Here is a 13,712-nt window from a genome sequence, read left to right on the forward strand (position 1 = left end):
TCTCGGCACCTGGGAGGCGCCGGTCCCCACACGATGGAGGGACTCGGAGGAGTGCAACAGGCTTTTTCAGCCTTGATGGGGACGGCCTTGACAGGAGGCGCGAGCCGACCTACCGGGAGCTCTCACCCCTCGTGGATCGGGTCCTTCGGCAGCCGCTTGACCTTGCGGATCCGCTTGCGACGGCTCGGGATCATCGAGCGCATCTCCTCGAGCTTGCCGAAGCACAGCAGCCGGTCGCCGGCCTCCAGCACGTGCGAGCGGCGCGGGTTCGGGATCACCTGGGTGCCGCGCTGCAGCGTGAGGACGGAGATGTCGCGGTCGCGCAGGCCGCTCTCGCCGAGCGGCGTGCCGACCAGGTCCGACGCCGCCTGCACGAGCAGCTCGGCCACGCCGTAGCCGGTGGAGACCGTCAGCCGCTGCCGCACGTCGATCTCGGGGAAGGCGACCTGGTTGTCGATGTGGTCGATGATCGCGCCCGCGACGTCGAGGTTGGTGGCTGCCTCGATGCCCTCCAGACCGGGCGAGGAGTTGACCTCCATGACGAGGGGTCCCTCGTCGCCCTCCAGCATGTCGACGCCGGCGACGCGCAGACCCATGATCTGCGCCGCCCGCACGGCCACCCGCTCGTACTCCGCGTCGAGCGTGACCGGCTCGACGGATCCGCCGCGGTGCACGTTGGAGCGGAACTCGTCGCCCTTCGCGACTCGCCGCATCGCCGCGACCACGCGGTCGCCGACCACGAGCGCGCGGATGTCACGACCCTTGCTCTCCGCGACGAAGTGCTGGATGAGCACGTTCTGGCGGGTGCTCTGCAGAGTCTCGATGATCGCCTCGGCGACCTTGATCTCCGGGGCCAGGATCACGCCGATGCCCTGGGTTCCCTCGAGCAGCTTGATGACGACGGGCGCCCCGCCGACCCGCTCGATCGCGGGGATCACGTCGGCCCGGTCCCGCACGAACGTCGTGGCCGGCATGCCGATGTCGTGGCGCGACAGGATCTGGCTCGCGCGCAGCTTGTCTCGCGAGTTCTGGATGCCCCACGACGTGTTCGGCGTGTATACGTCCATCTGCTCCAGCTGCCGCACCACGGCGGTGCCGTAGTAGGTGATGGAGTTGCCGATGCGGGGCAGCGCGGCATCGTAGTGCGACAGCGGCTTGCCGCGGTACTGCAGGTCGGGCTCGTCGCCCGAGAGGTCGATCGCGAAGCGCAGGGTGTTCAGCACCTTGACGGTGTGACCACGGTCGAGCGCCGCGGTGCGCAGGCGCTGCGTACTGTACGACCGAGGCGCACGTGACAGGATCGCGAGCTTCATGGACTCCCCGAGCTGGAAGGACGGACGGTTGACGCAACCCCCTTCCTACACCTCCGCCCCGCAGTCCGCTCCCCCTGGCGGGCCCGACGCCGACCGTCCGGCGCCGACGCTGGTGGGCTGGCGCGAGTGGGTCCGTCTGCCCGACCTGGGCGTGCCGTGGGTCAAGGCCAAGATCGACACCGGCGCGCGCACGTCGTCGCTGCACGCCTTCGACCTCGACGACGACGGAGGACGTCGGGTCCGGTTCAGCATCCACCCGTGGCAGGGCAGCGACGAGGACCCGACGCAGGTCGAGCTCGACGTGCTCGACCTGCGCGAGGTGCGGTCGAGCTCCGGCCACGTCGAGGAGCGGTACGTCGTGATGATCGACCTGCACCTCGCAGGTCGCGTGGTGCCCGCCGAGGTGACGCTGACGCGACGCGACGAGATGGGGTTCCGGATGCTCGTGGGCCGTGAGGCGCTCGCGCAGGGCTTCCTCGTCGACTCCAGCGCGTCCTACCTCGGTGGCCGTCCGCCCGTGCGCGTGCGCCGCCGGAACCGGGGGCGGTGATGGTGCGCCCGTCCTTCGAGATCGGCCCCATCCGGGTGCGTCCGGGGCAGGTGAAGTCGGTGTCGCTGCCGATCACCCGGCTCGTGACCGGCGCCGACGTCGACCTGCCCGTGCGGGTCGTGCACGGGCGCGAGGACGGCCCGACGGTGTGGGTCGACGCCGCCATCCACGGCGACGAGGCGGTCGGCGTCGAGGTCGTCCGGCAGGTGCTCGCCGATCTCGACCCGAAGACGATGCGCGGCACCCTGATCGCCGTGCCGATCGTCAACGTGCTCGGCTTCATGACGGGTGACCGCTACCTGCCCGACCGCCGCGACCTGAACCGCTCGTTCCCCGGATCGGCCCGCGGGTCGCTCGCGTCGCGCATCGCGCACCTGATGATGACCGAGGTGGTGGCCAAGTGCGAGGTCGGGATCGACCTGCACACCGGGTCGGACCGGCGCACGAACCTGCCGCAGATCCGCGCCGACCTGGAGGACGCCCGCACGCGCGAGCTGGCGGAGGCGTTCGCCGCCCCCGTCATGCTGCACGCCCGCATCCGCGACGGGTCGCTGCGCGCCGCCGCCCGCGAGGCCGGCGCCACGGTGCTCCTCTACGAGGCCGGCGAGGCGTGGCGCATGGACGGGTGGGCGATCGAGGCCGGCGTCCGCGGCGTCCGTCGGGTGCTCGCCGCGCTCGGCATGACCGACCCGCTCGACGAGGAGCCCCCGACGCCGAGCCAGGCGTCGTTCAAGAGCAGCTGGGTCCGGGCCCGCGGCACCGGCATGCTGCACCTGGAGGTCGGGCTCGGGGAGCACGTCAGCGAGGGCCAGCGCCTCGGCGGCCTGTTCGACTCCTTCGGCAAGCGCGTCCGCCTCGTCCACGCCGAGCGGTCCGGTGTCGTCATCGGCCGCACCGAAGCCCCCGTCGTGAACAGCGGCGACGCCGTCGTGCACGTCGCGGAGGTCTGACCGGAGGCGAGATTCCCAGGTCGACCTGGGAATCTCACGACGAAGCACGGAATTCTCAGTGAAGCACGGAGAGCAAGCCGTGCCTGGCTGAGATTCTCGTGCCTGGGCGAGATTCCCAGGTCGACCTGGGAATCTCCGGACGGGGGTCAGGCGAGGTCGGAGAGCTCGACGGAGGGGTCGGCGAGGCGCTCGGGGTCGACCTCACGGCCCACGAGGGCGCGCAGATCGTCCTGGACGTCCCAGATGTTGACGTTCATCGCGGCGGACACGACGCCGTCGTGCAGCCAGAAGACGATGAACTCGCCCTCGCCGCTGCCGTCGTCTAGCTCGCCGCGCACGACCACGTCGTCGTCGCCGGAGCCGTGGCCGACGTACTCCATGCCGAGGTCGTACTGGTCGGTGAAGAAGTACGGCTCCCAGTCGTAGGCGACGTCCTGGCCGAGCAGCACCTGCGCGACGGCCTCGCCCTGGCGCACGGCGTCGTCCCAGTGCTCGACCCGCACGGCGTGGCCGCGACCCAGGTGCAGGGTGGCCGCGACGTCGCCGATGGCGTACACGTCGGGGTGGCTGGTGGCGAAGTGCTCGTCGGTGACGATGCCGTCGTCGACGAGCAGCCCAGCCTCCTGCGCGAGCTCGACGTTGGGCGTCGCACCCACGGCCAGCACGACGACGTCGGCCTCGAGCACCTCCCCGCCGCCGAGCTTCACCGTGCGCGCGGTCACCGCGTCGACCCGCTCACCCGACCGCAGGTTCACGCCGTGCGACGTGTGCAGCGACGCGAAGTAGCCGCCGATCCGCTCGCCCATGACCTTCTCCAGCGGCACGTCGTCGCGCAGCACGACCGTCGTCTCGAGGTCGTGGTGACGTGCCGCAGCCGCCACCTCGAGCCCGATCCAGCCGCCACCCACGACGACGACGGACGACGCATCGGCGAACGCCGCCGACAGCCGCTCCACGTCGGCCGCGTTCCGCAGGAAGAAGGCGTCGGCACCGCCCGCGATGGCGTCGGGGACGGCGGGCCGGGCGCCGGTCGCGATGACGGCCTTGTCGAACGGCACGACCTGGCCGTCCGCCAGGTGCACCCGGTGACCCTCGACGTCGAGCCGCTCGACCTCGGTGCCCGTCACGAGCCGCACGTCGTGCTCGGCGTACCACTCCTGCGGCTGGACGACGGCGTCGTCGAGCGTGCCCTCGCCGAGCAGCACGTCCTTCGAGAGGGGCGGACGCTCGTACGGCAGGCGGTCCTCGTCGCCGATGATCGTCAGCCCGCCGTCGTGACCGTTCTCGCGCAGCGCCGCTGCAGCCTTCGCGGCCGCGAGACCGCCTCCGATGATGACGATGTCCATGCATCGAGCCTCGCACGGACCTCGACGTCGGCAAGCCGAACGGACGCCCCTCAGGAGCCCGTGCGGCTCAGCGACCCGAGCGTCTCACCACCACGGTCGAGGGCCACCAGGCGACCGTCCTCCACCCGGAACGAGGCGGCCCGGGCCAGCCACTCCCCCGGGACCGTCGAGCAGCCGACGAGCGACGTCACCTGGCTGCCCCTCAGCAGCACGCGGTCGCCGTCGAGCGACCAGCGCCGACCGCTGAAGGAGTTGCACCCGTCGGAGCCTGACACGCCGCCGTCGGGCCCGAGCTCAACCTCCACCGGCAGGCGCGAGCCCGAACGGCCCGCCGACCACAGCCCCACGAGATCGGCCCGGGTGACGTCGCGTCCCGTCGTCGGGAGCGACGGCGACGCCGAGGGAGCCGGGTCCGACGCCCCTCCCTGGCACCCGCCCACGGCGAGCGCGGCGCCCATGACGACCAGGACCACCACGACCGGCGGACGTCTGGGCCCTCGTCGAGGCACGACGGTCAGCCCCGCGCGGACGTGTCCGGGTCGGTGAGCAGCAGACCCAGCTCCGCGCCGTCGGGTCCCGTCGCGCGCAGCGTGCCGTCGTCCCAGCGGAACGAGACGGCCCGCCCCACCCAGGTGTCGACACCGTCGCAGGCCATGAGGGTCGAGACACGGGTGCCCGACGTGGTGACGACGTCGCCCTCGAGCGACCAGTGCTCGCCGCCGAACCGGTTGCACCCGTCGTGCCCGGCGAGGTCGCCGTTGTCGCGCAGCTCGACGAACGCCCGGTCCGGGCCGTTCTCGGGGAGCCAGCGGCCGACGACGTCGGACCGTGCGGGGGCGCTCACTCGCCGTACAGCTCGTTCGTGGGGGTCGACCCCGACGGACCGGACGACAGCACCCGCCGGCGGCCGCCGGGCAGACGCTGGGCGAGCGTGCCGAGCGGCTCGACGGCGCCGCTGAGCACCGACACCGCCTGGTTGAGGCTGGGGATCGCGCTGCCGAGGGCCTCGAGGCGCGGGACGACCGCGTCGATCGTCGACCCGAGCGCGACCAGCTGCTCCAGCGTCCCGCCCGGACGCAGCAGGTTCTCGAGGACGCCCTCCTCCTCCAGCAGCTGCTCCAGCAGACCACCGGGGCGCAGCACGTTCTCGAGCGTGCCGTCCTGCTCCAGGAGCCGGTCGAGCGGGCCACCGGGTGCCAGCATCCGCTCGATCGGGCCGTCGGGTGCGGTGAGGCGCTCCAAGGGGCCGTCGGGCGCGAGCAGCCGGTCGAGCGAGCCGCCCGGAGCCAGGAAGCGGTAGAGCGGGCCGTCCTCGGCCAGGGCGCGGTCGAGCGGACCCCCGGCCTCCAGCAGTCGCACGAACGGGCCGTCCTCCGACGCCATCCGGTCGACGAGACCGTCGCGCTGCAACGCCTTGCCGACGGGCCGGTCCTCGGCCGTGATGTCGGCGACCAGGTTGCCGAGCGCGACGATGCCGCGGTCGTCGGCCAGCAGCCGACCCAGCTGCTCGAGCAGCCCGTCCTCGCCGATCAGCACCGCGATCCTGGTCCCGTACCCGCCCTCGCGCAGGATCGGGCCGTCCGGCGACGCCAGCTGGCCGAGGGCCAGGGTCGTGCGGGTGGCCGAGATCGTCACGCGCAGCGGCAGGGTGGCGAGGCCGACGAGGTTCATGCCCGCAGCGTAGGACCGTGACAGCGACGATGTCACGCGCTGCGCACCAGACGCACCGCGCCGTCGCGCCTGGGGTCGGCGGCGGCCTCGAGGTGCAGCGCGCCCGTCGCGTCGCGCCGCAGCAGGGTCGCGGCCACGCCGCCGTAGTACATCGTCAGGTCGGCCGCCTCCTCGACCTTGACCACCTCGTCGGGCCGGCCGGCCCGGTGCACGTGCACCCGCGGGTGGTCGACAGCCTCCTGCAGGGGCAGTCCGCCGTTGACGAAGCCCGCCACGACCTGCGCGACGGCCGTCGAGATGCGGTCGGCCCCCGGCGACCCGATCGCCAGGGCCGCGCCGTCGCGGTGGTGGGCCACGGTCGGCGCCATGTTGGACAGCAGCCGGGTGCCCGCCGGCAGGCCGTGCAGCCCCCGCGGGTTCAGCTCCTGCTCGCCGAGACAGTTGTTCAGCCAGATACCGGTGCCGCGGGCCACCATCCCCGAGCCGTAGCCCGAGGACACGGTCACCGAGCACGCGCCGCCGTCGCCGTCGGTGGCCGACACGTGGGCCGTGGAGCCGGACGAGCGCACCGTGTCGTCGACCGACGCCAGGTAGGCGAGGGCGTCGGCGACGAGGTCGTCGCTGTGGTCGAGCACGTCGAGCCGGTGCCCGAGGACCGCCCGCTGCACCTCGACCAGGCGGTCGACGTCGGCGGTCGACCACCGTCCGTCCACCACGCCGCGTGGCACGCCGTCGAGCAGGCGCAGCATGGCCGCCACGCACACCCCGCCGATCGCCGGCGTCGGGTTGGTGCCGAGCGTCCAGTCGCCGAGCTCCACGCGCAACGCGGGCCGCACCACCGGCCGGTACGCCTCGAGGTCCTCGCGGGTCAGCAGACCGCCGCGCGCGACGACGTCGTCGCTGATGAGTCGTCCGAGCTCGCCGGCGTGCAGCGCCCTGGCGCCCTCCTCGGCGATCAGCTCGAGCGAGGCCGCGAGGTCGGCGACCACCACGAGCCCGCGCGTCACCGTGCCGTCGACGTCGTGCACGGCCGCCCGGCTCTGCTGGTCCCAGCCGTAGATGTCGTCGTGCACGTAGTCGAGGTAGTAGCGCGAGGCCGAGCCCAGCCGGAAGCCTCCCCGGGCCACGTCGACGGCCGGTGCCACGACCTCGCGCCACGGGACGCTCCCCCACCGGCGGTGCGTCTCCTCGAACGCCGCCACCGCGCCGTGGGTCGCGACCGAGCCGGCGCCGATCGTGACCGTGACCCCGCCGCCGTACTCGGTGGTCACGTCCCACGTGCCCGAGCCGCGCGCGGCCTCCGCTCCCCGACCGGGCATGTCCATCCAGCCGTCGACGGTGACCGGGCTCGACCCGTCCTGGGGCTGCACCGTCACGAAGCCGCCCGAGCTGAGCGAGACCAGGCCCACCTCGTTGACCATGGTCACCAGCGCGGCGGCGAGCGCCGCGTCGACGGCGTTGCCGCCCGCGCGAGCCACCAGCGCGCCGGCGTCGGCGGCGGCCTCGTTGGGTGCGGCGAGCGCGACGTCAGGCATCCCCGCAGGCTAGCCTCGCCCACCGACCCCGCGCGATTCGACGGTAGGATGGGAGCTGGTGTGCCGGGAAGTCTGGTCGGCGTCCTGTCGTCGACCCCTGGAGGACGATCCTCTGTGAACACCACCCGCCCCCGTCTGTTCGGTCGGGGCTCCTGGCCCGAGGCACAGCGCATCGGCGAGCTGGTCCGCGCCGAGACGTTCGGCGGCGCGCTCCTCGTCGCCGCGGCCCTCGTCGCGCTCGTCGCCGCCAACACGACCGACGCGTACGCACGGCTGCGCGACACCGTCGTGGGGCCGTCGGCGCTGCACCTCGACCTCTCGCTCGGCACCTGGGCCGCCGACGGCCTGCTCGCGATCTTCTTCTTCGTCGTCGGCCTGGAGCTCAAGCGCGAGTTCGTGGCCGGCGACCTGCGCGACCCCTCGCGCGCCGCGGTGCCGATCGTCGCGGCGGTCGGCGGCATGGCCGTCCCGGCAGCTCTCTACCTGGCGATCAACGGACTGCACCCCGAGGGACGCCTGGTCGGCTGGGCGATCCCGTCGGCCACCGACATCGCGTTCGCCGTCGCCGTGCTGGCGGTGGTGGGGTCGTTCCTGCCGACGGCGCTGCGGCTGTTCCTGCTGACGCTGGCCATCGTCGACGACCTGCTGGCCATCACGATCATCGCGCTCTTCTACACCGCCGAGCTCGACGTGCTCTGGCTGGCGGCCGCCCTCGTGCCGATCGGCCTGTTCGGGCTGCTCGTCCAGCGCCGCGTCCGCTCACCCTGGCTGCTCGTGCCGCTGGCCGTCGTCGCGTGGGCGTTGGTGCACGAGTCGGGCGTCCACGCGACGGTCGCGGGCGTGCTACTCGGCTTCACCGTGCCGGTGCTGCGCCGCGACGGCGAGTCCGGCCCCGGCCTGGCCGAGCACCTCGAGCACGTCGTGCGCCCGGTGTCCTCGCTGTTCGCGGTGCCGGTGTTCGCGTTCTTCTCCGCTGGCGTGGCGGTCGAGGGGGCGTCGGGGTTCGTGGAGGCCCTGCGCGACCCGGTCACCCTGGGCATCGTCGCCGGGCTGGTCCTCGGCAAGCCGCTCGGCGTCCTGGCCGCGACCTGGCTCATGGCTCGGTTCACCCGCGCCGAGCTCGACGACGACCTGACGTGGACCGACCTGATCGGCGTCGGCCTGCTCGCCGGCATCGGCTTCACCGTCGCGCTGCTGGTCGGCGAGCTCGCGTTCGGGCCGGGCAGCGAGGCCGACGAGCACGTGAAGGTGGGTGTTCTCCTCGGGTCGCTCACGTCGGCGCTGCTGGCGGTCGTGGTGCTGAGGTCGCGCAACCGCACCTACCGTCGCCTGCACGAGCGCGAGACCCGGGACGACGACGGCGACGGCGTGCCCGACGTCTACCAGGCCTGAGCCCCCGTCCCTACCCGTCTCGCGACGGGGTGACTACTCCCACTCGATGGTGCCCGGGGGCTTGCTGGTGATGTCGAGGACCACGCGGTTGACGTCCTCCACCTCGTTGGTGATGCGGGTGGAGATCCGCTCGAGCAGCTCGTAGGGCAGGCGGCTCCAGTCGGCGGTCATGGCGTCCTCGCTCGAGACCGGACGCAGCACGATCGGGTGGCCGTAGGTGCGACCGTCGCCCTGCACGCCCACGGAGCGGACGTCGGCGAGCAGCACCACCGGGAACTGCCAGATGTCGCCGTCGAGGCCGGCGGCCGTCGTCTCCTCGCGCACGATCGCGTCGGCGCGACGCAGGATCGCGAGACGCTCGGCGTCGACCGCTCCGACGATGCGGATGGCGAGGCCCGGGCCGGGGAACGGGTGGCGCCCGACGATCGCCTCGGGAATGCCGAGCTGGCGGCCCACCTCGCGCACCTCGTCCTTGAACAGCGTGCGCAGCGGCTCGACGAGCGAGAACTCGAGGTCCTCGGGCAGGCCACCGACGTTGTGGTGGCTCTTGATGTTGGCCGCGCCCTCGCCGCCGCCGGACTCGACGACGTCGGGGTAGAGCGTGCCCTGCACGAGGAACTTGACCGGCGGCCCTGGGGTGGCGAGCACCTCCCGCTCGGCCTCCTCGAACACGCGGATGAACTCGCGACCGATGATCTTGCGCTTGGTCTCGGGGTCGCTCACACCGTCGAGGTGCCCGAGAAACCGCTCGCGCGCGTCGACGACCTTCAGGTCGACCCCGGTGGCCTCCACGTAGTCGCGCTCGACCTGCTCGGCCTCGCCCTCGCGCAGCAGCCCGTGGTCGACGAACACGGCGGTGAGGCGGTCACCGACCGCGCGCTGCACGAGCGCCGTCGACACGGCGGAGTCGACACCGCCGGACAGCGCGGAGATGACGCGCGCGTCGCCGACCTCGGCGCGGATCTTCTCGACCTGCTCCTCGACGATGTTGACGCTGGTCCACGTCTGGCGGCAGCCCGCGATCTCGACGAGGAAGCGCTCCAGCACCTGCTGGCCGTGCTCGGAGTGCAGCACCTCCGGGTGCCACTGGACGCCCGCGAGCCGGCGTCCGATGTCCTCGAACGCGGCGACGGTGGCACGCGGGGAGCGCGCGTTCACCGTGAAGCCCTGGGGCGCGCCGACGACCTCGTCGCCGTGCGACATCCACGACGTGAGGCTGTTCGGCAGGCCCTGGAGCAGGGTGCCCGGGTCGAGCACCTCGACGGCCGTGCGCCCGTACTCGCGCTGCCCCGTCCGGGCGACGTCGCCGCCGAGCGCGGCGGCCATGGCCATGAAGCCGTAGCAGATGCCGAACACCGGCACGTCGGACTCGACCATCGACGGGTCGAGCTGCGGCGCACCCGGCTCGTAGACCGAGGAGGGCCCCCCCGACAGGATGATCGCGGCAGGCTCGCGCGCCAGGATCTGCTCCACCGGCATCGTGTGCGGGACGATCTCGGAGTACACCCGGGCCTCGCGGACGCGGCGTGCGATCAGCTGGGCGTACTGGGCGCCGTAGTCGACGACGATGACGAGGTCGTGGTCTGGGGTCACCGCGTCATCGTATCGGTCGAGAAATTTCTTCAGACGGCTCGTAACCCCCTCCGCGGAGCGTCGTTGAACAGGACGGATCTCGCTACACTCCCTCCCGCGAGATCCACATCGTGCCCGCTCCTCGTGGCACATGACAGGACCCGGCCCGTGAGCTCCCTCCAGGCCGGGTCCTGTGCGTTCCGGCACCCCGAGCCGGCGGCCGCGGCGCCCGTCCCTCCCCCGTCCGCGCCGTAGATTGGTCCCGATGTCCGGTCTCGAGATCGCCCTCTCCCTCAGCACGGCCACGCTGGCCGTGCTGCTGGTCGTGACGTGGGGGCTGCTCCTGGGTGCGCGTCGCCGAATCACCCAGCTGAAGCGGTCGCTGCAGGCCGAGCGACCCCGACCCCGACTCACCGTGCCGCGACCCGCCGACGCCGTCCGCACGGTCGTGGGCACGGCGATCAGCCTGAAGGACAAGGGACTCGGCGGCACCCTGCGCAGCTCGATCGACGACCTCGCGCGCTGGGCCGACGTCGAACGGCCCGACCTCGCGCGCATGGCCACGCCCGACGGCACGGTCGCGATCCTGTTCTCCGACATCGAGGGCTCCACCGCCCTCAACCACGAGCTGGGCGACGGGGGCTGGGTGCGGCTGCTCGCCAAGCACGACGCGGTCGTCACCCGTGCGGTCGGCCGCCACGGCGGCCACGTCGTGAAGTCCCAGGGCGACGGGTTCATGGTCGCGTTCCCGACGGCGGCCGCGGCCGTCGCCGCCGCGGCCGAGGTGCAGCGTCGGATCACCCGCGCCCGGCCGGGGTCGCGCCTGGCCGGCGTGGCCGTGCGGATCGGGGTGCACCGCGGCTCGGCCGTGCACCGCGACGGCGACCTCTTCGGACGCAACGTCGCCTACGCCGCGCGCGTGGCCGCCCAGGCCGAGGGCGGCGAGGTGCTGGTCAGCGACACCGTCCTCGAGGCGCTGGAGGCCGACGGTGCGGACGTGCCCGTGCTGGAGAGCCGCGAGGTCGACCTCAAGGGGATCCCGGGCACGCAGGTCGTGCACGCCCTGGACTGGCAGGTCTGAGCCCGGACGCGCGCCGGCCCGGCACCTCCGGGGAGGGACCGGGCCGGGCGACCGGGAGCGGGACGGTCAGTCGAGCCGCTCGGTGGCCTTCTTCTGCAGCTTCTCGGCGAAGTTCGGGTCGTGCTCCAGCAGCTCGGCGACGTCGGAGTCGGTGAGGTGCAGGGCCTTGACCGGCGTCTTCGCCACGACGGTCGCGTTGCGGAGCTTGCCGTTGACGAGCGCCATCTCGCCGATGACGTCGCCGGCACCCAGCTCGGCGATGGACTCCTGGTGACGTCGGATCTCCACCGTGCCCTCGAGGATGATGTACGCCTTGTCCGCGGGGGTGTTCTCGATCATCACGGCCCAGCGCTCGGGGATGTTCACGGGACGACCGACACCGGCGAGCTTCTCGATGGTCTTGGCGTCGAAGTCGGTGACGCGGGTCAGCGCGTCGATGGTCTCGCGGTCTGCCTTGCGTGCCATGGCTTCCTCTCGGTCGAACGGCGCGGGGGTGGGAGGGCGCCGCAGCCGGTCCAACGACCTGGAGCGAAGGAGGACACGCCCGCAGCATGCTGACGGTACGCTGCCCGACGTCCCCTCCGCCAGCCCTGGAAGGCAATGACGTGGCCTCTCGTGACGCGCGTACGGCCCGGTCCCGCCGCGCGTTCGGCTCGGTGCTGCTCGGATCGGCCGAGCAGGACACCAGCCGGCTGCGGGTCCGCATCCAGCTGCTGCTCACCCTCTTCCTCGTCAGCACGAACGTCATCGGCGCGGGGATCGTCGTCGCGCTGTCGGTGTTCGTGGTCCCGAGCCCCCGCCCGACGGGCGACATGGGCGTGGCCCTCGCGGTCGCGGTGCCGATCTACGTCGGGCTCGCCGTGCTCGTCGGCGCGACGTGGGGCACGCGGCGGACGGTGCGGGCCCAGCGGTGGGCCCTCGAGGACCGCGAGCCGACGTCGCGCGAGCGGCGACGCGCGCTGCGGGCCGCGCGGTCGCTGACCGTCATGCAGGCGACGCTGTGGGTGCTGGCCACGGTCCTCTTCACGCTCCTGTCGGTCGCCGTGCAGCCCGAACGCGCGCTCTCGACCGGCCTCACCGTCGGCATCGCGTCGATCGTGGTGACGACCATCGCCTACCTGCTCGCGGAGTTCGCGATGCGACCGATCGCCGCGCGCGCCCTCCGCGGTGCGGTCATGAAGCGGCCGCGCGGTCTCGGCGCCGCGACCCGCGTGCTGATGTTCTGGTGGCTGGGCACCGGTGCTCCGGTCGTCGGACTCGTCGTGGTGGGCATCCTCGCGCTGTCGACCGACCAGCTGACCCTGAGCGAGCTGGCCGTCGTCACCCTCATCATCGGCACGGTCGTGCTGTTCTTCGGGTTCTTCGTCATGTGGCTCACCTCCCGCGCCGTCGTCCAGCCGATGACCGGCGTCACCGAGGCGATGCGTCGGGTCGAGCGCGGCGAGTTCGGCACCACGATCGAGGTGTTCGACGGCTCGGAGCTGGGCATGCTGCAGTCGGGGTTCAACCAGATGTCGACGGGCCTGCTCGAGCGGGAGCGGCTGCGCGACGCGTTCGGCCGCCACGTCGGGCGCGACGTGGCCGAGGCGGCGCTGGAGGACGTCCGGCTCGGCGGAGAGACGCGCGAGGTGTCGGTGCTGTTCACCGACCTCGTGGGCTCCACGTCGTACGCCGAGGAGCGTGAGCCCGACGAGGTCGTGGCCATGCTGAACGACTACTTCGGCGTGATCATCGCCGAGGTCGACGCGCACGGCGGCCTGGTCAACAAGTTCATGGGCGACGCCGTGCTCGCGGTGTTCGGCGCACCGCGCCACCTCGACGACCACGCGGGACAGGCGCTCGCCGCCGCCCGGCGGATCGGCGAGCGGCTGGAGACGGAGCTGGTGGGCGTGCGGGCGGGGATCGGCGTCGCCACCGGCCGCGCCGTCGCGGGCTACGTCGGTGACGAGACCCGCTACGAGTTCACCGTGATCGGCGACGCCGTCAACGCCGCCTCACGCCTGACCGAGCTGGCCAAGGACGTGGAGGGCGGCGTGCTGGCCGACCTGCAGGCGGTCACCTCCGCCGACCCCGAGGAGGCCGCCCACTGGCGCCGCGAGGGCAGCACCGTGCTCCGCGGCCGCTCCGAGGAGACCGAGACGGCCGTGCCGCGCCGCGCCGACGGTCCCGAGGCCTGAGCCCTCGCCCATCGACTGGTTCCCATCAGGTCATGGGAATCCCCCGCTCACCTGCGGGTGCATCCGCAGGTGAGCGAGGGAGGACCGTGGTGAGCTGCTGGTTCCCATCACCTGATGGGAACCAG

13 protein-coding genes and 1 pseudogene are annotated in these 13,712 nt (G+C 72.7%); 5 read left to right on the forward strand and 9 right to left on the reverse strand.

All coding sequences use genetic code 11. The features are described 5' to 3' along the window. Positions 1-122: 122 nt before the first annotated feature. Together NH339_RS18980 and NH339_RS03375 are read right to left on the reverse strand one after the other, a co-directional pair. A complete protein-coding gene (locus NH339_RS18980; RefSeq protein ID WP_370187956.1) occupies positions 123-425 on the reverse strand; it encodes a cation:proton antiporter regulatory subunit in 303 nt (100 codons plus the stop codon). Positions 426-452: 27 nt separating this feature from the next. Further along, positions 453-1,313: pseudogene (locus NH339_RS03375) on the reverse strand (RimK family alpha-L-glutamate ligase); the annotation flags it as partial. Between the two features lie 28 nt (positions 1,314-1,341). On the opposite strand from NH339_RS03375, the gene NH339_RS03380 reads away from it, so the two are divergent. Together NH339_RS03380 and NH339_RS03385 are read left to right on the forward strand one after the other, a co-directional pair. Further along, positions 1,342-1,863 carry a RimK/LysX family protein gene (locus tag NH339_RS03380; RefSeq protein ID WP_253022506.1) on the forward strand — a complete coding sequence of 174 codons (522 nt, stop codon included), beginning with the start codon at positions 1,342-1,344 and terminating at the stop codon, positions 1,861-1,863. Beyond that, on the forward strand, positions 1,863-2,813 hold the full coding sequence (locus NH339_RS03385; RefSeq protein WP_253022508.1) for a succinylglutamate desuccinylase/aspartoacylase family protein: 951 nt from the start codon (positions 1,863-1,865) through the stop codon (positions 2,811-2,813). The genes NH339_RS03380 and NH339_RS03385 overlap by 1 nt, the downstream gene beginning before the upstream one ends. 146 nt (positions 2,814-2,959) lie before the next feature. On the opposite strand, the gene NH339_RS03390 is transcribed toward NH339_RS03385, so the two are convergent. From NH339_RS03390 to NH339_RS03410, 5 genes are read right to left on the reverse strand one after another with little or no spacing between them, the layout of a single operon-like run. Continuing rightward, a complete protein-coding gene (locus NH339_RS03390) occupies positions 2,960-4,159 on the reverse strand; it encodes an NAD(P)/FAD-dependent oxidoreductase (protein ID WP_253022510.1) in 1,200 nt (399 codons plus the stop codon). A 50-nt stretch (positions 4,160-4,209) separates the two neighbouring features. Then, positions 4,210-4,668 (reverse strand): META domain-containing protein, encoded by a 459-nt coding sequence (locus tag NH339_RS03395; protein ID WP_253022512.1) that lies wholly within the window; start codon positions 4,666-4,668, stop codon positions 4,210-4,212. A 5-nt stretch (positions 4,669-4,673) separates the two neighbouring features. Beyond that, positions 4,674-5,003 carry an META domain-containing protein gene (locus tag NH339_RS03400; RefSeq protein ID WP_253022514.1) on the reverse strand — a complete coding sequence of 110 codons (330 nt, stop codon included), beginning with the start codon at positions 5,001-5,003 and terminating at the stop codon, positions 4,674-4,676. Further along, positions 5,000-5,830, reverse strand: coding sequence for a hypothetical protein (locus tag NH339_RS03405; protein WP_253022516.1), 831 nt, complete (start codon positions 5,828-5,830; stop codon positions 5,000-5,002). Before NH339_RS03405 ends, NH339_RS03400 begins: the two co-directional genes overlap by 4 nt. Positions 5,831-5,862: 32 nt before the next feature. Next, the gene (locus NH339_RS03410) at positions 5,863-7,365 is read right to left on the reverse strand and encodes a gamma-glutamyltransferase (RefSeq protein WP_253022518.1); all 1,503 of its coding nucleotides are present in this window, start codon (positions 7,363-7,365) and stop codon (positions 5,863-5,865) included. Between the two features lie 114 nt (positions 7,366-7,479). On the opposite strand from NH339_RS03410, the gene nhaA reads away from it, so the two are divergent. Beyond that, entirely contained in the window at positions 7,480-8,757 is a 1,278-nt protein-coding gene (gene nhaA / locus NH339_RS03415) for a Na+/H+ antiporter NhaA (RefSeq protein ID WP_253022520.1), read from the forward strand. 33 nt (positions 8,758-8,790) lie between these two features. Here the strand turns inward: nhaA and guaA are convergent, their stop codons facing one another. After that, positions 8,791-10,350 carry a glutamine-hydrolyzing GMP synthase gene (gene guaA / locus NH339_RS03420; protein WP_253022523.1) on the reverse strand — a complete coding sequence of 520 codons (1,560 nt, stop codon included), beginning with the start codon at positions 10,348-10,350 and terminating at the stop codon, positions 8,791-8,793. A gap of 244 nt (positions 10,351-10,594) precedes the next feature. Here guaA and NH339_RS03425 point away from each other — a divergent pair, with 244 nt between their 5' ends. Further along, a complete protein-coding gene (locus NH339_RS03425; protein ID WP_253022535.1) occupies positions 10,595-11,410 on the forward strand; it encodes an adenylate/guanylate cyclase domain-containing protein in 816 nt (271 codons plus the stop codon). A gap of 66 nt (positions 11,411-11,476) precedes the next feature. On the opposite strand, the gene NH339_RS03430 is transcribed toward NH339_RS03425, so the two are convergent. Continuing rightward, on the reverse strand, positions 11,477-11,875 hold the full coding sequence (locus tag NH339_RS03430) for a cyclic nucleotide-binding domain-containing protein (RefSeq protein ID WP_067854232.1): 399 nt from the start codon (positions 11,873-11,875) through the stop codon (positions 11,477-11,479). A 140-nt stretch (positions 11,876-12,015) separates the two neighbouring features. Between NH339_RS03430 and NH339_RS03435 the strand changes: the two genes are divergently transcribed. Beyond that, positions 12,016-13,587, forward strand: a complete 1,572-nt coding sequence (locus NH339_RS03435; RefSeq protein WP_253022537.1) for an adenylate/guanylate cyclase domain-containing protein — start codon at positions 12,016-12,018, stop codon at positions 13,585-13,587. Positions 13,588-13,712 lie beyond the last annotated feature (125 nt).

The sequence above is a fragment of the Aeromicrobium sp. CnD17-E genome, from assembly GCF_024124745.1.
Lineage (GTDB): Bacteria > Actinomycetota > Actinomycetes > Propionibacteriales > Nocardioidaceae > Aeromicrobium.